Origin of the sequence: Kitasatospora sp. NPDC058406 (genome assembly GCF_042722765.1) — a bacterium.
Taxonomy (GTDB): Bacteria; Actinomycetota; Actinomycetes; order Streptomycetales; family Streptomycetaceae; genus Kitasatospora.
Window position 1 is genome coordinate 1 of the sequence record NZ_JBHXKE010000118.1, and the last position, 20346, is coordinate 20346.

The 20346-nt window shown below is 74.1% G+C and carries 15 protein-coding genes and 1 tRNA gene; 8 read left to right on the forward strand and 8 right to left on the reverse strand.

Annotated features, from left to right (window positions below):
• The 4 genes from ACFWOG_RS22925 to ACFWOG_RS22940 form a co-directional block, all read right to left on the reverse strand.
• Positions 1-1390: FtsW/RodA/SpoVE family cell cycle protein (locus ACFWOG_RS22925; RefSeq protein ID WP_380360663.1), on the reverse strand; the 1390-nt coding region annotated here is incomplete at its 3' end.
• A gap of 159 nt (positions 1391-1549) precedes the next feature.
• On the reverse strand, positions 1550-3250 hold the full coding sequence (locus ACFWOG_RS22930; protein WP_380360665.1) for a protein phosphatase 2C domain-containing protein: 1701 nt from the start codon (positions 3248-3250) through the stop codon (positions 1550-1552).
• Positions 3251-3303: 53 nt separating this feature from the next.
• Positions 3304-3837, reverse strand: a complete 534-nt coding sequence (locus ACFWOG_RS22935; protein WP_329949614.1) for an FHA domain-containing protein — start codon at positions 3835-3837, stop codon at positions 3304-3306.
• A 46-nt stretch (positions 3838-3883) separates the two neighbouring features.
• The gene (locus tag ACFWOG_RS22940; RefSeq protein ID WP_329949615.1) at positions 3884-4765 is read right to left on the reverse strand and encodes a DUF3662 and FHA domain-containing protein; all 882 of its coding nucleotides are present in this window, start codon (positions 4763-4765) and stop codon (positions 3884-3886) included.
• A gap of 416 nt (positions 4766-5181) precedes the next feature.
• Between ACFWOG_RS22940 and ACFWOG_RS22945 the strand changes: the two genes are divergently transcribed.
• A tRNA-Leu gene (locus ACFWOG_RS22945) sits at positions 5182-5265 on the forward strand.
• 132 nt (positions 5266-5397) lie between these two features.
• On the opposite strand, the gene ACFWOG_RS22950 is transcribed toward ACFWOG_RS22945, so the two are convergent.
• Complete coding sequence (locus ACFWOG_RS22950; protein WP_355398950.1) at positions 5398-6537, reverse strand: histidine kinase; 1140 nt, start codon at positions 6535-6537, stop codon at positions 5398-5400.
• Entirely contained in the window at positions 6534-7187 is a 654-nt protein-coding gene (locus tag ACFWOG_RS22955) for a response regulator transcription factor (RefSeq protein WP_329884998.1), read from the reverse strand. The genes ACFWOG_RS22950 and ACFWOG_RS22955 overlap by 4 nt, the downstream gene beginning before the upstream one ends.
• Before the next feature lie 321 nt (positions 7188-7508).
• Here ACFWOG_RS22955 and ACFWOG_RS22960 point away from each other — a divergent pair, with 321 nt between their 5' ends.
• Positions 7509-9335, forward strand: a complete 1827-nt coding sequence (locus ACFWOG_RS22960) for a phosphatidylglycerol lysyltransferase domain-containing protein (protein WP_380360667.1) — start codon at positions 7509-7511, stop codon at positions 9333-9335.
• Between the two features lie 217 nt (positions 9336-9552).
• On the forward strand, positions 9553-10311 hold the full coding sequence (locus ACFWOG_RS22965) for a hypothetical protein (RefSeq protein WP_329949617.1): 759 nt from the start codon (positions 9553-9555) through the stop codon (positions 10309-10311).
• A gap of 100 nt (positions 10312-10411) precedes the next feature.
• Here the strand turns inward: ACFWOG_RS22965 and ACFWOG_RS22970 are convergent, their stop codons facing one another.
• Complete coding sequence (locus ACFWOG_RS22970) at positions 10412-13156, reverse strand: SpoIIE family protein phosphatase (protein ID WP_329949618.1); 2745 nt, start codon at positions 13154-13156, stop codon at positions 10412-10414.
• Positions 13157-13495: 339 nt separating this feature from the next.
• On the opposite strand from ACFWOG_RS22970, the gene ACFWOG_RS22975 reads away from it, so the two are divergent.
• The 4 genes from ACFWOG_RS22975 (at position 13496) to ACFWOG_RS22990 (ending at position 18870) form a co-directional block, all read left to right on the forward strand.
• Entirely contained in the window at positions 13496-14662 is a 1167-nt protein-coding gene (locus ACFWOG_RS22975) for a rhodanese-like domain-containing protein (RefSeq protein WP_380360669.1), read from the forward strand.
• Between the two features lie 127 nt (positions 14663-14789).
• Positions 14790-15458: a DUF5819 family protein gene (locus tag ACFWOG_RS22980; RefSeq protein WP_329949620.1), complete on the forward strand. Its 669-nt coding sequence runs from the start codon at positions 14790-14792 to the stop codon at positions 15456-15458.
• Positions 15455-16717, forward strand: coding sequence for an HTTM domain-containing protein (locus tag ACFWOG_RS22985; protein WP_380360671.1), 1263 nt, complete (start codon positions 15455-15457; stop codon positions 16715-16717). The genes ACFWOG_RS22980 and ACFWOG_RS22985 overlap by 4 nt, the downstream gene beginning before the upstream one ends.
• Positions 16718-16722: 5 nt before the next feature.
• The gene (locus ACFWOG_RS22990; protein ID WP_329949622.1) at positions 16723-18870 is read left to right on the forward strand and encodes an FUSC family protein; all 2148 of its coding nucleotides are present in this window, start codon (positions 16723-16725) and stop codon (positions 18868-18870) included.
• A gap of 47 nt (positions 18871-18917) precedes the next feature.
• Here ACFWOG_RS22990 and ACFWOG_RS22995 read toward each other — a convergent pair whose 3' ends face one another.
• Positions 18918-19571, reverse strand: coding sequence for a hypothetical protein (locus tag ACFWOG_RS22995; RefSeq protein ID WP_329884774.1), 654 nt, complete (start codon positions 19569-19571; stop codon positions 18918-18920).
• Positions 19572-19675: 104 nt separating this feature from the next.
• Between ACFWOG_RS22995 and ACFWOG_RS23000 the strand changes: the two genes are divergently transcribed.
• Positions 19676-20341, forward strand: coding sequence for a TetR family transcriptional regulator (locus ACFWOG_RS23000; RefSeq protein ID WP_380360674.1), 666 nt, complete (start codon positions 19676-19678; stop codon positions 20339-20341).
• Positions 20342-20346: the final 5 nt, after the last annotated feature.

Below are 20346 nucleotides of genomic sequence, written 5' to 3' on the forward strand. Positions count from 1 at the left end.
GGGCCCAGTTGGCGACCACCGAGGACCCGCCCTGGGCGAGGAACGGCATGGTCATACCGGTCAGCGGGATCAGCCCGGTGACGCCGCCGGCCACCACGAAGACCTGGAGCGCCATGGCCGAGGAGAGGCCGACGGCGAAGAGCTTGCCGAACGGGTCGCGGGTGGCGACGGCGGTGCGCAGGCCGCGCTGGATCAGCAGGGCGTAGAGCATGAAGATCGCCATCATGCCGGTGAGGCCCAGCTCCTCGCCGAAGGAGCCGAGGATGAAGTCGCTCTTGGCGGCGAAGTCGATCAGCCAGGACCGCCCCTGCCCGAGGCCGGAGCCGGTCACCCCGCCGGAGCCGAGCGCCATCAGCGACTGGCCGATCTGCTCGGTGGCGCCGGGCGGGTGGTTCGGCGAGAAGGCGGCCATCGGGTCGAGCCAGGCGTCGATGCGGGTCTTCACGTGGCTGGTGGTGGAGGCCACCAGGACCGCGCCGCTGACCGACATCAGGAGGCCGAAGATGATCCAGCTGGTCCGCTCGGTGGCGACGTAGAGCATCACCACGAAGAGGCCGAAGTACAGGAAGGACGAGCCGAGGTCGTTCTCGAAGATCAGGATCAGCAGGCTGAGGAGCCAGATCACGATGATCGGACCGAGGTCGCGGCCGCGCGGCAGGTAGAGGCCCATGAAGCGGCGGCTGGCCAGGGCCAGGGCGTCCCGCTTGACCATCAGGTAGCCGGCGAAGAAGACGGTCAGGATGATCTTGGCGAACTCGCCGGGCTGGATCGAGAAGGCGCCCATCCGGATCCAGATCTTGGCCCCGAAGTCCTCCTGGCGCGCCGGGAAGAAGGCCGGCGCGGCGAGCAGCACCAGGGCCACCACCATCGAGATGTAGGTGTAGCGCTGGAGGACCCGGTGGTCCTTCAGGAAGACCATCACCACGATGAAGAACGCGACCCCGAGCCCCGACCACATCAGCTGGTTGGGGGCCGCCGCGAAGTTCTTGTGCAGCAGCGGTCCGGCCTTGTCGAGCCGCCAGATCATCACCACGCCGAGCCCGTTGAGCAGGGTGGCGATGGGCAGCATCAGCGGGTCCGCGTAGGGGGCGAACTTCCGCATCAGCAGGTGCGCGATCAGCGCGAGGGCCCCCATGCCGAGGCCGTAGCCGAGCATGCCGGTGGGCAGCGCGTCGTCCATCGCCAGGCCCACGTTGGCGTAGGCCAGGACCGGCAGCAGCACCGCGAAGGCCAGCAGGGCCAGCTCGGTGTTGCGGCGGTTCGGCGTGCCCTGCGGCGAGATGGTGGTGTTGCCGCGGCGCCGCGAGGACGCGCGGTCGGCGGGGACACCGCCGGCCCGGCGTCCGTCGGACCGGTTGTTCGCGTCGTTGCTCAGGTCGAAGGTGCTCATGCTCCCGCCTCTCCCCCGGCCCCGGGCCCGGGGGACACCCGGGGACCGGCGGGGGCGTTCGCCCGGGAACGCCTCTCGGTGGTCTGCTCGCTCACGTGGTGGCCGCTCCCTGCCGGCCGGCGGGCCCGCGCGGGGCGGGCCTATGTCGGGTCGCGGCCGTCACGGCTTCGGGCAGGAGTCGGCCCGCTGCCGCTCCTCGTCGCTCAGGCCGGGCAGGTCGTTCTGCGGTGCGGCCGGTGCGGCGGCGCTCTGGCTGGGCGCGGCCGCGGACGGCGTGGCGGGGGCCGGAGAGCTCTGGGTCGGGGTGGGCGAGGGCACGCCCGCCGCCGGGGCCCGGGTGGTGGACGGGCTGGGCGGCGCGGTGGCGGTCACGAACCCGGCCTGCAGCGTCGTCCCGGCGAGTCCGCCGGCCGCCGAGGCGGGGACGGTCGGGGCGGTCCCGGGGAGCGCGGGTACCGTCCCGGGGACGGTGTTGGCCGCGGCGGTCCGGGCGTCGGCGACCTTGCGGCAGAGCGCGGCCTGCTCGCCCAGCTTCTTCACCTTGTCGCCGGCGTCGCCGAGGCTGCTCGCCGAGATGGTGTTGGCGACGTGGGTGCGCTGGTCCTGCGGCAGGAACTTGAGCTCGATGTCCTTGTACGGGGTGTGCACCGAGGAGAGGTTCAGTCCGGCCAGGCTCTGGTGGACGCCCTGGTAGACCGCGACGTGGTCGCCGTCGGCGCCGACGTAGTACTGGCTCTGGGTCCACTGGTAGCCGAAGAAGCCGCCCGCGCCGAGCAGGCCCAGCGTGACCAGGCCGACCAGCGAGAACGCCAGCGCCCGGTTCTTCCGCTTCGGGCGGGGCTCCTCGTCGAAGTCCTCGGCGCCGTACGCCGCGGGTTCGCCGGCGTAGCCCTCCGGGTACCCCTCGGGGTAGCCCTCGGCCGGGCCGAAGCCGCCCTGGCCGTCGCCCGGGTGGCCGGGGTCGTAGCCCGCGGCCGGGCCGAACGCGCCCTGCGGGCCGCGGCCGAGCCCGGCGGCACGGCCGGCCGGGGTGTCGCGGATCGACCGGTCGGCGGCGGCCGAGGACGGCGGGGTCTCGGCGACCGCGCCGACCACCACGGGGACGTCGCTGAACTGGCCGCTCAGGGTGTCCGTGGCGCCGACGTCGAGGACGTCCGCGACGATGCAGGTGATGTTGTCCGGACCGCCGCCGCGCAGGGCGAGCTGGATCAGCTCCTGCACGGTCTGCTCGGGCGAGTAGTAGCTGCCGAGGGTGTCCTGGAGGGTCTGGTGGCTGACCGGGCCGGAGAGGCCGTCGGAGCAGATCAGGTAGCGGTCGCCGGCCCGGACCTCGCGGATCGAGAGGTCCGGCTCGACCTGGCCGCGGCCGTCCAGCGCCCGCATCAGCAGTGAGCGCTGCGGGTGGGTCTCGGCCTCCTCCGGGGTGATCCGGCCCTCGTCGACCAGCCGCTGCACCCAGGTGTGGTCCTGGGTGATCTGCACCAGTGCGCCGTCGCGCAGCAGGTAGGCGCGGGAGTCGCCGACGTGGACGAGGCCCATCCGCTGGCCGGTCCAGAGCATCGCGGTGAGGGTGCAGCCCATGCCTTCGAGCTGCGGGTCCTCCTCGACCATCTGGCGAAGCCGGTCGTTGGCGCCCTGGACCGCATCGCCGAGGAGGGTCAGCAGATCGGCGCCCGGCACGTCCTCGTCCAGCCGGACGATCGAGCCGAGCACTTCGGAGGACGCGACCTCACCGGCCGCCGCACCGCCCATGCCGTCGGCCACGGCCAGCAGCCGCGGGCCGGCATAGCCGGAGTCCTCGTTCCCCTCCCGGATCAGTCCCTTGTGGGAGCCGGCGGCGAAGCGCAGCACCAGGGTCATGCGACCTGTGCCCCCCTCTGGGTCATGGACGGGATGCTGTCCCTCATGCGCTACTACTTCCGCAGTTCGATGACGGTCCTGCCGATACGGATCGGCATGCCCGGCTGGAGCGGGGTCGGCGCGGTCAGGCGCTGACGGTCCAGATAGGTGCCGTTGGTGGAGCCTAGATCCTCGACCGTCCACTGCCCAGTCTGGTCGGGATAGATCCTGGCATGCCGGGAGGACGCGTAGTCGTCGTCCAGCACGATGGTGGAGTCATGGGCCCGGCCCAGGGTGATGGTCTGGCCCTGGAGCGCGACGGTGGTCCCGGCCAGCGAGCCCTGGACCACGACGAGCTGGGTGGGTGCGCCGCGTCGGCGCCCGCCGCCCTGGGTCTGCGGACCGCCGGAGGGCTGGGCCTGCGCCCCGCGTCCCGGCGCCGGGGTCGCGGTGCCGGCCGCGGCCGCGGCGGCGCCCCGGCGGGACGCACGGGGGTTCACCCTCGTCCCGAACAGGTCGCTGCGGATCACCTGGACCGCCACGATGACGAACAGCCACAGGACGGCGAGGAAGCCGAGCCGCATGACCGTGAGGGTCAGTTCTGACATGGCCGGCCCGCCCGTGAGTGAGCGAAGCGCGCGAACAAATCGGACACTACCCTTCGACCTGTCGGTAGACGATGGTGGTGGAGCCCACGACGATTCGAGAGCCGTCGCGGAGCGTAGCGCGCTGGGTGTGCTGTCCGTCCACCACGATGCCGTTGGTGGAACCCAGGTCGAGCACCATCGAGGGGGTACCGGGCCGGATCTCGGCGTGCTTGCGGGAGACTCCGGGGTCGTCGATGCGCACGTCGGCCTCGGTCGAGCGGCCGAGCACGCACGCGTTCCCGGTGATCTGGTGCCGGGCGCCGTTCACCTCGATCCAGCGGCGCACCGACGTGCCGTGGCCGGCGCCCGGGAACGGGCGGACGTTGCCGCCGCCGGGGGCACCGGGGGGCGCGGCGGGGGGAGCGGCGGGCGGCGGGGGCGGGCTGTACGGGGCGGTGCCCTGCTGCTGCTGCCACGGTGCGCCGGGAGCCGGGGCGGCCGGCGGCCGCCCGTAGCCGGGCTGGGTGGGCTGCGCGGGCGCCTGCTGCTGCTGTTGCGGCGGGGGCGGGGACTCCTCGGCCGCCAGGGTGCGGCTGCGCACCCGGTACAGGCCGGTGTCGAGGTCGTCGGCCTTCTCCAGGTTCACCTGGAGCGGGCCCATGAAGCTGTACCGCTGGGCCTCGGCGTACTCGCGGACCATGCCGGACAGCTCGGTGCCCAGCTGCCCGGAGTAGGGGCTCAGCCGCTCGAAGTCGTGCGGGCTCAGCTCGACGATGAAGTCGTTGGGCACGACGGTGCGCTCGCGGTTCCAGATGCTCGCGTTGTTGTCGCACTCGCGCTGCAGCGCTCCGGCGATCTCCACGGGCTGGACCTCGGACTTGAACACCTTGGCGAAGGTGCCGTTGACGAGACCCTCGAGTCGCTGCTCGAACTTCTTCAGCACTCCCATGGGGCACCCCCTTCCAGGGTTCGTTCGCCTGCCTGCCGACCGGATTCCGGGGAGCCGGTCGCGCCTACTTGCGGTACTTCCGTACTGATCGTATCCACGCCGGGGCCATCCGTACGGTTCCCGGACCACGTGGTGCCCGGGGGTGGGCTCGGACACACAGGGTGACGCATTCGGGCGGCAGCATGCCAGGGCTACCCGTTCGACGGGCCCGCCATCCCTCGTCCGCCTGTTCGCCGGGCATCCGTTCGGATGCGCCCGGCCTCTGTGGGGAACGGATTCGGAGGTGACCCGCTGGTCGTGCTACTGTTTTCCACGTCGGAAGGGGCACCCGCAAGGGGGCCGGATCGAAGAGACGCAAGGGCCACATGGTACCGAGCAGCTCGGCTGATCGGCCGGCAACCACGACAGACACCCATGCGCGGGTGGCGGAATAGGCAGACGCGCTGGATTCAGGTTCCAGTGCCCGAAAGGGCGTGGGGGTTCAACTCCCCCCTCGCGCACAGTGAAACCCCGCAGGTCTTCGGACCTGCGGGGTTTTCTCGTTCTCCGGGGCGCCCCCGCCTCCGGAGGGAGCCGGAGGCGGGGCGTTCCGAGGCGCGTCCCGAGGGGCGTCCCGGGGCCAGTTCCGGGGGTCAGTTCCGGCTGGCCGGGAGCTCGGCCCGGACCTCGAAACCGCCGTCCGTGGTGGGTCCGGCGGCGAGCGATCCGCCGAGCAGCTGGGCGCGCTCGCGCAGGCCGACCAGGCCGTGGCCGCCGCCCGGCAGCGTCTGGACGGGCGGGACCGGCGGGGCCTCGTTGCGGACCTCCACCCGCAGCCTGCGGCCCCGGGCCTTGACCCGTACGTGCACCGCGGCCTCCGGGGCGTACTTGGTGATGTTGGTGAGCGCCTCCTGGACGGTGCGGTAGGCGGCCCGCTCGACCGCCTCGGGCCAGGGGCGGTCGCCGGGGGTCAGCTCGGCGTCGGCGGCGAGCCCGCTCTCCTCGATCAGCCGGGGGAGGTCGGCCAGGCGGGGCTGCGGAGCCAGCGGGGTGTCCATCCGCGGGCCGCCGGCCCGCAGCACCCCGACCATCTGGCGCAGTTCCTCCAGGGTCCGGACGGAGAGCTCCCGGATGGTGCGGGCCGTGGTCACCGCGGCCGGGTCGGGGGTCGAGACCTGGAGCGCGCCGGCCTGGATGCTGATCAGGCTGACCTGGTGCGAGACGACGTCGTGCATCTCCCGGGCCAGCCGGCCGCGCTCGTCGCTCAGCACCCGCTCGGCGAGCAGCCGGCTCTCCCGCGCCTGGCCCCGGGTCAGCTCGTCCAGCCGGGCCGCGAGCTCGCGCCTGGTCCGCGAGAGCAGGCCGGTGGCGGCCGGACCGGCCGCCAGCATCACGGACTGGATCGCGTACAGCGCGGTGTCCCGGCTGAGGGCGAAGGTCTGCTCGTAGACCGGCCAGTGGAAGAACTCGACCAGGGCGAACAGGGTGGCGCAGGGCACCACCACCCGGGGGCTGGGGCGCTCGGCCGCCACCGTGTAGACGGCCGTGATCGGGGCGAGCCAGATGTCGTCGAGGTAGCTGCCGGGCATGACCAGCAGCAGGACGGTGACCGGGAAGCGCCGCCGCCAGAGCAGCGCGACGGCGGCCAGCACGGAGAGCAGGGTCTGCCAGAGCGGGGCGCCCCGGGCCACCAGGGCGGCGTCGACCAGGGAGTAGAGCGCCGGCAGCAGGAGCATCAGCCAGGGGGCGGTGAACCCCGCCGGGAGCCGTCTGCCGGGGGAGAGGTCGCTCATGCCCCGTCGCTCGGCCTGGGCCGCACCAGCCCGGCCCGGTGGGCGATGACGGCGGCCTGGACCCGGTTGGCGGCGCTGAGCTTGCCGAGGATCGCGCTGATGTGGTCCTTCACGGTGCCGGTACCGAGGAAGAGCCGGTCGGCGATCTCGGCGTTGGACAGGCCCTCGCCGAGGAGCGCCAGCACGTCCAGCTCGCGGCCGGTCAGGGTGCGGGCCAGGGTCGCCGCCTCGGCGTCCGGGCCGCCGCCGTCGACGTAGCCGCCGATCACCGTCCGGGTCACGGTCGGGGAGAGGATGTTGCCACCGGCCGCGAGCACCCGGACGGCGTGCACCAGCTGCTCCGGGGCGGTGTCCTTGAGCAGGAAGCCGGACGCGCCGGCCCGCAGCGCGGTGCCGATGTACTCGTCGGTGTCGAAGGTGGTGAGCATCGCCACGGCCGGCGGGTCGGGCAGCGCGCGCACCCGGCGGAGCACCGAGATGCCGTCCATGTCGGGCATCCGGATGTCGAGCAGCACCACGTGCGGGCGCAGCCGGCGGACGTACTCCTCGGCCTGTCCGCCGGAGCAGTCGCCGACCACCTCCAGGTCGGCGGCGGACCCGACGATCAGCCCGAGTCCGGACCTCACCAGGATCTCGTCGTCCACGATCAGCACGCGGGTGGTGGTGATGGGTCCCTCCTCGGTTCGGCGGACGGGGCCGGGCCGGTCCGCATGACTGGATTCGAGGGTAGGGCCTGAGCGGCCGGGACCGCGGTTCGGCCGGTCGTGAACCCCCGCCGTTCGGCGGGGGTGTGAATCGCCTACCTGGTTCACGCGATTCTCTCCCGGGGTGGGGAACCATGGAGTTGGCTGCCGCTCCATCGGTCTGCCGGCCGAGGCGAGCGGTCGGTCGGGTCGTCGGGCCTGTACGGAGTGCCCGACCTCGGGCCGTGTGCGGATGCGCCCCACCATCTGATCGTTTGGAATTGAGCTGTGTCGTCCACTCTGAAGCCGGAGCCGTCCACGTCCTCCGCCGGGTCCCCGCCCGGCCTCCTGGAGCGCTGGCGCCCTCGGGCCGCCGCGGCGACCGTCTGGTACCTGCGGCTGCTCGCCCTGCTGAACCTGGTCACCGTGCTGCTGGTGCCGTTCCGGGACCAGGTCGAGACGCACAACGAGGGCGAGTACTTCACCCCGTACCTGATGACGGCGGGCCTGAGCAGTGCGGTGCTGTCGGCCTTCCTCGCGATCGCGATGCGGCGGCGCAAGCGGGCCGCGTGGATCTTCAACATCGCGCTCGCCGGCGTGTTCGCCCTGCTCTACCTGGCTGCCATGTCGCTGCCCGGCGAGGGCTTCAACGAGCACCCGCTGAACTACGTCTCCACCGTGCTGACCTGCCTGTTCGTGCTGGCCCTGGTGATCGGCTGGAAGGAGTTCACCTCCAAGGGGGACCGCTCCAACCCGAAGACGGCGGCGGCCACCTTCGTGGCCGGCCTGGGCTTCGGCGGGGTGGTCGGGGCCGCGCTGGTCGCCCTGACCAACGACCTCGACGGCGCCGGCTTCTGGGACACGTTCCGCTACTCGGTCGGCCGGATGGTCACCGTCACGCCGTCCGAGCACCTGCGTTCCGTGATCGACGCCCCGACCTGGGTGAACGCGGTCATCAACGCGATGGGCGCGCTGCTCTTCCTGCTGGTGCTCTACGTCGCCTTCCGCAGCCCCCGCAACAAGGAGCTGCTGACCGCCGAGGACGAGGAGCGCCTGCGCGGGCTGCTGGACCGGCAGGGCGACCGGGACTCGCTGGGCTACTTCGCACTCCGCCGGGACAAGGCCGTGGTGTTCTCGCCGAGCGGCAAGGCGGCGGTCACCTACCGGGTGATCGGTGGTGTCTCGCTGGCCTCCGGCGACCCGATCGGCGACCCCGAGGCCTGGCCGGGGGCGATCGACGCCTGGCTGTCCGAGGCCCGTGAGCACGCCTGGGCGCCCGCCGTGATGGGCGCCTCCGAGGAGGCCGGCGTGATCTACGCCCGGCACGGCCTCGACGCGCTGGAGCTGGGCGACGAGGCGATCGTCGAGCTGGACGAGTTCTCGCTCGACGGCCGGGCGATGCGGGTGGTGCGGCAGGCCTACAACCGGGTCAAGCGGGCCGGGTACACGGTGCGGATCCGCCGGCACGAGGAGATCCCCGAGTCGGAGATGGCCGAGCTGGTCGCCAAGGCCGACCAGTGGCGGGACGGCGCGACCGAGCGCGGTTTCTCGATGGCGCTGGGCCGGCTGGGCGACCCGGGCGACGGCCGCTGCGTGATGCTGGAGTGCCACGACGGCGACGGTGAGCTGAAGGCGCTGCTGAGCTTCGTGCCGTGGGGTGCGGACGGGCTCTCGCTGGACCTGATGCGGCGGGCCCGGGACACCGAGAACGGCCTGATGGAGTTCATGGTGATCGAACTCCTGCAGCGCGCGGGCGAGGTGAATCTGGCCCGGGTCTCGCTGAACTTCGCGATGTTCCGTTCCGTTTTCGAGCGCGGTTCGAAGCTCGGCGCCGGTCCGGTGCTGCGGCTCTGGCGCTCCGTTCTGGGCTTCTTCTCGCGCTGGTGGCAGATCGAATCCCTGTACCGCGCGAACGCCAAGTACCGGCCGATCTGGGAGCCGCGTTATCTGCTGTTCGAGAAGAGCAGCGAGATTCCGCGGATCGGCATCGCCAGTGCCCGGGCCGAGGGCTTCATCACCGCGCCGAGTCTGCCCGCCCTGTTCCGTCGTCGACACACGGGAACCGCCGTCGCGGAGCCCCGGGTGCCGGTGGCGGCGAAGGACGGGAAGGGGTAGTCCCTCCGCCGGGGGGCGGAGGGAGCCGGACGTCCGGATGGGGGGATTTCGGGGTGAGCCCTCCCCCCTGAGGATGACCTCGGTCCACATTGATGCCGATGTGGATTCCTTAACCGGCTTCTAATGTGGGGGTAGCCGGGGAAACGTTCCCGGCTTCGGGGATATGGAGACGGTAGTGAATCAGAGGGCCCACGCGGGGGGCGTGCGAAAGGGGCCGGTGGCAATTGCCAGAGAGGCCGCTGTCGCCGAGTGGGGAACGCTGTTCGGGATCGTCCGGGAAGGGGTGGTGCGGAAGAAGTTCGCAGCCGTCCCGCTGGCCACCGCGGCGACCTGCCTGATCCTGCTGTTCAGCATCGTCCAGCACCTGCCGGGCGGGGAGCGGTTCGTCACCCAGATCGGGGTGGTGAAGGCCGCGCTGCCGCTGGAGGTCTCGCTGCTGCGCACTCCGCTGTCGCTGTACGTGCCGGCCCTGGACCTGCCGGTCTGGGGGGCGCTGGCCCAGGTCTTCCTCGTCTTCGGCATCGCCGAGATCGTGCTCGGCCGGCGGCTGACCCTGGTGGTGGCCTACACCTGCACCCTGGCCGGGACGCTGTTCGCCCGGGTCGGGGTGGCGATCGGACCGGAGCACGTCTTCGGCTTCCCGAAGTGGGTCGCGCACGTGCGGGACACCGGTCCGTCGGCGGCCGTGGTGGCGCTGGCGATCTGCATCGCCTTCCGCAGCCGGGCCTGGTTCACCGCCGGTCTGGTGGTGGCGCTGATGGTCGGGGAGGCGGTCGTGCTGCCGAACCTGGCCGGTCTGGAGCACGTGGTCGCGGTGATAGCGGCGCTGCTGATCGCCGTCTCGGTGGAGGTGTTCGGGGACTTCTGGCCGCGGGTGCTGGCCGGGGTCGGGGCGGCGGCCGTGGTGGCCGCGGCGGCCTCGATCGAGGTCGCCAACGAGGCCAGGCGCCGGGCGCCGGTCCGGGCCGTGCCGTAGCCCGGACCCGGGCACCGGGTCCGGACGGGCACGAGCCGGCGGACGGACGGGCACGGTGCCCGCGACCCGGGGGGCACTGCGCCGAGCGGTCCGGGCGACGCTAGTGCGGCGGCGGGGGCAGGGGCAGCTCGAACCAGACGACCTTGCCGACCGCCTTGCGGGCGGTGCCCCAGCGTTCGGCGAGCTTGGTGACCAGGGTCAGTCCGCGGCCGGTCTCGCCGAGCTGTTCGGCGGGCTCCAGCGAGGGCAGGTTGTGGTTGTCGTCGCTGACCTCGACCAGCAGCTTGTCCACCCGGATCAGCTGGAGCTGGACGCGGTCCCGGGCCACCCGGACGGCGTTGGTCACCAGCTCGCTGACCAGGAGTTCGGTGGTGTCGCTGAGCGCCCCCAGGTGCCAGCCGGCCAGCTGCTCGCGGACCAGGGCGCGGGCCCGGCGGACCTCGCGCTGGTCGACGGTGAGGTCCCAGGTGGCGACCTCGCTCGGGGCCACCCCGTCGAACCGGGCGACCAACAGGGCGACGTCGTCCTTCCGGTCGTCCGAGTGGAGCCGGTCCAGCACCACGTCGCACGCCTGCTCGGGGCTCTGCCGGGGGTCGATCAGGTTGCCGCAGAGCGCGGCCAGCCCGGCCCCTATGTCGCCGCCCCGGACCTCGACCAGGCCGTCGGTGCACAGCACCAGCATCGACCCGTCCGAGACGTCGATGGTCTTGGCGACGAACGGCACGCCGCCGACGCCGATCGGGGCGCCGGCCGGGATCTCCAGCAGCTCGCCGGTGCCGTCCGGGTGGACCAGGACCGGCGGGACGTGGCCGGCGCTGGCCAGCTCGCAGGTCCGGTTGATGGGGTCGTAGACCGCGTACAGGCAGGTGGCGAGATGGTCGTCGCCGAGCTTGTGGGCCAGGTTGTCCAGGTGGCGCAGGAGCTGCCCGGGCGGCAGGTCGAGGGCGGCCAGGGTCTGCATCGCGGTGCGGAAGCGGCCCATCGCGGCGGCCGAGTGCAGGCCGTGGCCCATCACGTCGCCGACCACCAGGGCGACCCGGCTGCCGGGCAGCTGGATCGCGTCGAACCAGTCGCCGCCGACCTCGGCGCGGGAGTCGCCGGGCAGGTAGCGGTGGGCGATCTGGACGCCGGGGATCTGCGGCGGGCGGGTCGGGATCATCGACCGCTGCAGGGTGGTGGCGACCCGCGACTCGGCCCGGTGCAGCCGGGCGTTGTCCAGCGAGAGCGCGGCCCGGGCGGCCAGCTCCTTGAGGGTGGCGGCGTCGCCCTCGTCGAAGGGGTCGCGGTCGGGCAGCCGGAGCAGCTTGAGGATGCCGAGCACGGTGCCCCGGGCGGAGAGCGGCACCACCAGCATGGAGCGGCCGGAGACCACGGAGGCGAGCCTGGGGCCGCCGAGCGCGGCGGCGTAGTCGACCGCGACGTCCCGGGTGACCACCGGGACCAGGACCGGCTGGTTGAGCTGGAGGGCCATGCCGGGCGGCGTGCGGCGGGGCATGGCCACCAGCGCGCCCTCGGCGAGCACGTGGTCCCACTCGCCGACGGACTCGTTGCAGGCCAGGGCGACCCGGCGGAGCATCGTGTCGTCGTCGGGGCGGGCGGCCGGCAGCTCGGAGTCGGAGATCAGGCCGTCGACCAGGTCGACGCAGGCGAAGTCGGCGACCCGGGGGACGAGGACCTGGCAGAGCTCGTGGGCGGTGAAGCCGAGGTCGAGGGTGGTACCGACCTTGCCGCCGACCTCGTTGAGCAGGGCCAGCTGCTCGCCCGCCTGGCCGTTGGTGAGGAACGCGCCGAACCGGCCGGTCGGTGCCACGGGGGTGGTCACGGGTACGGCTCCGGGGACCGGGACGGGTGCGGTGGGTGGTGCGGTGGGCTCGCCCGGGTGGAGCCGGCGCCCGGGGGCGGACGACTCGACGGCGGACGACCCGACAGCGGTCTGCTCGATGGCGGTGGTTCCTCTCGGCGGGGCCGGGACGGTGGCCGGTGCGGCGGGCGCGGCGGTGCCGGCCTGGGGCGCTCCGGTCTGGGAGGCGGCGGTGGCGCCGGCGGTGGTCGGGGCGGCGGTGGTCGGGGCGGCCTCGCGCTGGCCGGGCAGCGGGCCGGCCGGGCGGCGGCCGGGTGCGGGCTGCTCGGGCTGCGGCGGCGGGCCGAGCCGGGTGGCCCGCTGTTGCGCGGTCGGATAGCGCCGACCGATCCCGGCGGCGGCGTGGGCGGTGCCGGCCGCCGGGTCGGCGGGCCGGACCGGCAGCACGCTGGTCGGGTCGGGCCGCAGGGCCGGCAGGCCGCCCCGGGACAGCGCGACCAGCAGCGGCCCGCGGCGCTCGGCCGAACCGGGCAGCAGCGCGGCGAAGGGTGCGGGGACGGGCCGGCCGGGGGCGGTCAGCGCGGCGGAGATCCGGTGGAAGCCGCCGCGGGCGGCGGGGGCGGCGGCGAACGGCAGCAGCCGCTCGCCGAGCGCCAGCCGGGGGCCGGCCGAGCGCAGCGGGCGGGCGTCGGCGGCCAGCGCCAGCAGTCCGCCGACGGGTCCGTCCACGGGATAGGCCCACCAGAGCACGTCGCGCAGCCGCCCCTCGCGGTCGACCACGGGCAGCTGCCCGGCCCAGGCGGTCCCGGTGGCGGTCAGCTCGGCGAGGGTGTCGAAGGCGTCCCGGCGGCGGGCCGGCGGGATCCCGGCCCCGGCCGGAGCGGGGACGCTGCGCGGTTCGGCGGCGGGCAGCAGGCCGGTGGCGGGGCGGTCGTGGACGACCTCCGCGCGGTGTCCGAACAGTTCCTCGGCCGCCCGGCTCCACTGGGTGATCCGGCCGCTCCGGTCGACCAGCACGAGGGCGAGCCGCACCAGGGCGACCACCCCTGACGGCTGGTCACCCGGTGCGGTTCCGGGCCCCGTTTCGGTACCCGCCGGACGCGATGTGGAGTTGGGCTCGTCCACCATGGATTGGGTCTGCTCCCGCCTGGCCGCCACGCCTGGAGACGGCCGATTCTCCGGAGGAAGGCATGCTGTGCGGATACCAGCGAAGCACGGACGGGCCGGGACTCGATAGCGAAACGGGGAGATTCCTCGGTATCAGTTGCGTGTCACGTGGCGTGCGCCGGTCCGCACTCCCCGTCCACCCCGCCGGTGCACCGCACGCGGGGGGTAGGGTCGCAGGACGGGACGGAACCACCCAGGACGAGACAGAGGCGAGAAGTGACCGCGCAGAGCCCCGTCCGCTGGACGGATCCGGAGCAGCAGGAGCTGGAGGAGCGGGTCGCCGCCGCCGAACTCGCCTGGCTGACCATGGACGTCGACGTGCAGACCCTGCGGGTCGAGATCGACAACTTCGCGCTGATCCACCACCAGCTGCTCGGCCCGCTGTACGCCCGGCTGGACGAGCTGGACGCGCTGGTCGCCGAGGCCCTGGCCGCCCGCACCGGTCTTCCGGAGGACCTCAGGCAGGCCGCCGAGGCACGCCGGAGGGTGGACGAACTCCCCGACCTGGACGCGCTGTTCGACACCGTGCGGGAACAGGAGGACGCCCCGCCGCCGCCGGCCGCACCGGCCCGGGTCCGGCCCGGTCGGGACGCCCAGCGGGTCTACCGGGAGCTGGTCCGCCGGGCCCACCCGGACCTCACCACCGACCCGGCCGAGCAGGAGCTCCGGGCCGCCTTCCTGATCCGGGTCAACGAGGCGTACGCGTTCGGTGACACCGGTGCGCTGGAGACGCTGGCCGCCGAGTGGTCCACCGCCCCCGAGGCGGCTCCGGCCGTCGACTCCCCCGACCGGCTCGGCTGGCTGCGCCTCCGCCTGGAGTGGCTCACCGGCCGGATCGGCGGGCTCGCCGCCGAGCAGGTGCGGCTGGAGCGGACCGCGATGGGAGAGCTGCTGGCGCTCGCCCCGCAGGATCCGGACCGGCTGCTGGAGGAGCTGGCCGAGCAGCTGCTGGCCAAGGCCGCCGCCCAGCAGGCCGAGCTGGAGCGGCTGCTCGGCGCCCCGGCGACGGTGGGGGACAATGGCGGAGCCGATCCCGACGCCCAGGAGAACCAGACGATGTTCGCGCAGATCCCCACCATCGACGCCGCCGGCGTCCCCGCCGACGCCGCCCTGCTGGATGTCCGTGAGCAGGACGAGTGGGACGCCGGGCACGTGGACGGTGCGCTGCACATCCCGATCGGCGAGGTCGTGGCGCGGATCGATGAGCTTCCGGACGGGAAGCTGTACGTGCTCTGCCGGGTCGGCGGGCGCTCCGCGCAGGTCGTCCAGTACCTCGTGCAGAACGGCCGGGACGCGGTCAACGTCGACGGCGGCATGTACGCCTGGGACGGCGCGGGCCGTCCGATGGTGAGCAGCGGCGGCCAGCAGGCCTTCGTCCTGTAGCGGGCGACCCGGGGGTCCCCCGCGGATTCCGGTGGTCCGGACGGGCCCGCCGTTCGGGGGAGTAGGGCAGGATGGGCGCGCGACCGGGCCGGCGCGGTGCCGGCCCCGCCCTTCCCCGGGGGAGTTCATGGCCGAGAGCGCCGAGAGCACGGACCCGCCGCCCGTCCACCGGGCCTGGTCGGCGCCCGCGCGGGCCGTGCTCGGGACGGCCGCCGTGGTGCTGACCGCCGCCACCGGGCTCTTCCTCGGCGCGGTCTTCCTGCACGTGGCACCGGCCAACTCGCTGTCCCAGCGGTACCGGGACCAGGTCGACGGCCTGGTCTACCCGGAGTTCGAGCAGAACTGGAAGCTGTTCGCCCCCAACCCGCTGCAGCAGAACGTCGCCGTGGACGCCCGGGCGCGGACGGCGGCGGAGGACGGCGGCGTCCGGACCCACGACTGGGTCGGGCTGACCGCCCGGGACCTCGCGGCGATCCGGGGCAACCCGGCGCCCAGCCACGCCGACCAGAACATGCTCCGCCGCGCCTGGGACTTCTACGACGGCTCGCACAACGCCCAGGACGAGTCGCTCGTCAATCCGCGCGGCCGGCTGGCCGAGGAGTACCTGAAGCGGATCGTGCTGCAGCGGATCGGCCGGAGCGTCGACGGGCGGCCGGTGCTGGAGGTCGAACTGCGGGTGACCACGACGACCGTCCCGCCGCCGGAGTGGAGCGACGAGGCGCCGCCGCCCGCGCCGAAGGTCCGGGAGCTGCCCTGGTGGCCGGTGGGCGACGAGGACGTCCGGGGGCTCGGGTGAACGAGGTCACTCCGGCCGAGGCCGGGGAGCGGCTGCTCGACGGGATCCCCCGCCAGCCCGGTTCGCCGCCGGAGGCCGAACCCGCGGCGCGCCGGCCGGGGCCGGTCCGGCTCGCGGCCCGGGCGTTCGCGGTGTTCACCGGACGGGTGCTCGGGCCGTACCAGGCGGCGACGGTGCGGATCGGCTTCGGGCTGGTCTGGATGGTGTACCTGCTCCGCGAGTGGCCCAACCGGCGGCTGCTGTACGGCGACACCTCGCCCTGGTCACCGGAGCTGGCGGAGCGGCTGCTGGCCGACAACGGGGCGCTGACGGTGCTGCCCTGGTTCGGCGGGCGGCTCTGGTTCGAGCTGGTCTACCACCTGGCGGTGCTGGCCGCGCTGGCGGTGCTGCTGGGCTGGCGGACCAGGGCGAGCACGGTGCTGTTCCTGGTCACCGTGCTCTCGCTGCAGAACCGCAACGTCTTCCTCGGCGACGGGGGCGACAACGTCGTCCACCTGATGGCGGTCTACCTGGTCTTCACCCGCTGCGCGGAGGTCTGGTCGCTGGACGCCCGGCGGGCGGGGTCCGGGCGGACCGGGGTGGCGCTCTGGGCGGTGCTCGGCGTCGTCCTGCTGGTCTGCGGGCTGGGCGGCTTCTCCGGGGAGAGCCTGGCCTGGACGACCGCGACGTTCCCGTACGTCGGATGGGGGCCGGTGTTCTGGGCGCTCTGGGCGGTGGCCGGGCTCTGGTGGCTGGCCGGGCGGCTGGCGCCGGACGGCGAGACGCGCGCGGTGCTGGACGCGCTGGCGACCATGGTGCACAACTGCGCGATGCTGGTGATCGCCGTCGAGGTGGTGCTGATCTACGCCACCGCGGGCTGGTACAAGGTGCAGGGCTCGCGCTGGCAGGACGGCACCGCGCTCTACTACCCGCTCCACCTGGACTACTTCACGCCGTGGCCGGGGCTGTCCGGGCTGGTCGGGTCGGCGCTGCTGCCGGTCTTCCTGATCACCTACGGGACGGTCCTGCTCCAGGTCGCGTTCCCGTTCACGCTGGTCAGCCGGCGGGTCAAGAACACGCTGCTGGTGGTGATGATGGCCGAGCACGTGGGGATCGCGGTGCTGCTCGGGCTCCCGGTGTTCTCGCTGGCGATGATCGCGGCGGACGCGGTCTTCCTGCCGACGGCGGCGTTGCGGTGGGCCGGTCGACGGGTGGGCCGGACGGTCCGCCGCGTGGGCCGGGTCCCTGGCGGGGAGAAGGGCGCCACTCCCCTAAGCTGACCGCTATGTCCTGGTTCGCCGCCCTTCGAGACACCGCGCGGACCGGACTGACCGTCGACCGGGCGCTCACCGACCCCAAGCGGGCGCTGCGCGGCGCGGTCGCGGTGGCGGCGGTGCTCTTCCCCACCCTGGCCCTGGGCGGGCCGGAGCTGGCCACCTCGGCCGCGATGGGCGCGTTCATCGCCGGGACCGCCACCTTCCAGCGCAGCTTCCGGCCCCGGGCCACGCTCGCCGTCGCCGCCGGGATCGGACTCGGCGTCAGCACCTTCCTCGGCTACCTGGCGGCCGGGGTGCCCGGGGCGTTCCCGGTGCTGCTGGCGGTCTGGGCCTTCGGCGCCGGACTGGCCTGGGCGATCGGGCCGACCGCCGGGGTGGTCGCCGCCAACACCGTCTCGGTGATGCTGATCGTGGTCCAGCTGCCGGTCAGCCCGCTCACCGCGCTCGGACACGGGCTGGTCTGCGCGCTGGGGGGCGTCGCCCAGGCGCTGGTCATCACCGTCTGGCCGATCGGCAGCTGGACCGTCCAGCGGGAGGCGCTCGCCGACACCTACGCCGAACTCGCCGACTACGCCCGCCGGCTGCGCCAGGACCCGACCGCGCACGTCGACCCGGAACCGTTCATGACCGCCCGGCACGCCGCCGCGCTCACCCCCTGGCAGGACCGGAACCGGCCGCCCGAACTGCGCGGCCTGCGCGGGATCGCCGAACGGGTCCGGCCGACCCTGGCGGCGATCGCCGACCCCAAGGTCGGCGCCCCCGAGGAGGGGCCGGAGCGCGACCGGGCCCGCGAGGTGCTGGCCGCCGCCGCCGAGGCGATGGACGCGCTGGCCCGGGCGATCCGCACCGGGGACCCGCTCCAGCTCCCGCGTTCGGCGCCCGCGCTCACCCTCGCCGCCCGGACCGAGGGCCCGGAACTGCGCGGCGCCGCCCGGCGCTCCGCCCGCCGACTGGCCGGGCTGCTCCGCAAGGCCTCCGACACGCTGGACCGGGGCGCCGAGGACACCATCGACACCCCCGTGGTGCAGGCCGGCGGGGCGCTGCGCAAGCCGCCGCTGGTCCGGATGCTGCCCACGGCGCTGCGCGCGGTGCGGCGGCAGTTCCAGCCGCGCTCGGCGGTCTTCCAGCACGCCGTCCGGCTGGCCGGGGTGGTGACCGTCGCCTACCTGCTGGCCCGGCTGGTCGGCTTCGAACACGGCTACTGGGCGCCGATGACGGCCGCGATGGTGATGCGGCCGGACTTCGCGCAGACCTACAGCCGGGGGGTCGCCCGGCTGGCCGGGACCATGGTCGGGGTGGCCGTCTCCACGCTGGTGGTGCAGCTGGCGCGCCCCGGCGAGTGGGTGCTGGCCGTCCTCGCGGTGCTCAGCATCGGCGGCGCCTACCTCACCCTGCGCACCGGCTACGCGGTCATCACGGTCTGCATCTCCTCGTACGTGGTGTTCCTGCTCGGGCTGCAGGCCGGGAACCCGCTGACGACGGCCGTCGAGCGGGTCGGGCTGACCCTGCTCGGCGGGTCGGTCGCCCTGCTGGTCTACGCGCTCTTCCCGACCTGGCAGACCGCCCGGCTCGGTGAGCGGCTGGCCGAGTGGCTGGCCGCCGCCGGACGGTACGCGGCCGAGGTGATCGCGGTCTACGAGCGTCCGGCGGCGCCGCGCGGACGGGCCGTCCGCGCGGCACTGCTGGACTCCCGGGAGGCGCGCTCCGAGCTGCTCCAGGCGATGCAGCGGGCCGACGCCGAGCCGGGGCGGCACGCCTCCGGACTGCCCGGGGTGAGCCGTCGCCAGCTGGACCGGGCCCGGGCGGCGGTCGGCCACCTCGGGCGGGTCGCGGTGCTGCTGGAGGCGCACCTGCCCGCGGCCGACGCCGATCCGGTGCCGGGGGCGGCGGAGTTCGCGGAGGAGCTGCAGCTGGCCACGGCGCTGGCGGCGGGCGCCCTGCTGACCGGGCAGCCGGTGGAGTTCGACGCCGTCCGGGAGGCACAGGAGCGGCTGGAACAGCGGCTCGCCGGGTCGCCCGGCGAGGTGCAGCGGGACGTGCTGCGGACCGGGACCAGGTTGCTGCTCCAGGCGCTGAAGGACCTGGAGCGGGCGCTGCGCGGCGGCGGGACGGCGACCGCGACCGCGCAGCGCGAACCGGAGCCGTCGGGTCGTTAGGCGGGCCCGGCCCTGGTCCGACGAGGTCCGGGGGGCGGACCCGCCGGTCAGGCCGCCGCGGCGGCCTCCAGCCAGTTGGCGAACTCGCAGGCGAAGTGCCACTGGTGGCCGGTCGACAGCCCGGTCGGGGCCGCGGCCGGGAACTCGACGGTGAGCCGGATCCGCAGGCCCTGCGGGGAGTCGGCGAACTCGTGCATCACCCGCAGCACCTCGGAGCCGTCCGCCAGGTGGCCGGTGCCGCCGATCCGGACCGGGTACGCCGGGGTCGCCGGGGTGGGGCGGAAGCGGAGGAGGAAGCGGAGCGGTCCGTCGCCGACCGTCTCGATGATCTCGACCGTCCCGTCGGCCGAGTCGGCGAGGTAGTGCTCGGGGTTGGCGGCCAGCAGGGCGGCCCGGTCGGGGGCGTGCAGCCGGCCCTGCCACCAGGCGAGGAAGGTCGCGGCGTCGATGCCGGTGGCGGTCAGTTCGGTGACGGCCGCGCGCCACCGCCCGCCGGAGGCGTGCAGCCAGCCGGCCATCGCGGCGTCGGCCGCGGCGGTGTCGGGGGCGAGCAGTTCGCGGGTGCGGTCGTCGCCGAGGCGCTGCTTGAGCAGCCGCAGAGCGGCCCGGGCGCGGTCCAGCTCCCAGGCGAGGACGGCCGCGCGGTCGTGCCCGGTGCCGTCGATGTCGGTGTGGATGGCCGGCGATGAGGTGGTCGTCATGGCGTCGCTCCTCGGAAGGGTGCCCCGCTTAAGCGGAGAGATTTTCTCCGTCTGCCAGGACGGTAGCATAGGGGGAGAGAATCTCTCCGGTTAAGGGGCTGGTGATGAGAGCGGACGCGGAACGCAGTCGGCGCAGGATCCTGGAGGCCGCCTGCGAGGTCTTCCTGGAACGGGGCCCGGACGCTCCGCTGGACGCGGTCGTCCGCCGGGCCGGCGTCGGCCCGGGGACGCTCTACCGGCGCTTCCCCGACCGGGAGGCGCTGGTCGGGGCCCTGGTCACCGATCTGCTCACCCGGCTCGCCGAGGCGGCCGACCGGGCCCGCGAGGCCGAGGCCGACCCGTACCGCGCGCTGCGCCGCTTCGTGCACGCCGCCGCCGACCTGCGGATGGGGGCGGCGATCGTGGTGCTGCTGGAACGCCTGGTCGTGGACGAGGAGCTGGTCGCCGCCCGGACCGGCGCGGTCGCGGCGGTCGAGGAGCTGCTGCGCGCGGCCCAGGAGGCGGGGCAGCTGCGCACGGATGTCGGGATGGGTGACCTGGTGCTGCTCTGCGTCCGGGTCTCCCGGCCGCTGCCGGGCGGTCTGGCCGTGCTCGACGCCGGGGGCGCGCTGGTCCACCGGCACCTGGACCTGGCGCTGGCCGGGCTGCGGCCGGGCGCGGCCGTCGAGGAGTCCGCGGAGGAGTCCGGTGGGAAGGCCGGTGGGCCGCTCACCTTCGACCAGGTGATCGCCGCCGCGGGACGACCGGGCGAGCCCGGTCCGGCAGAGTGAGCGGC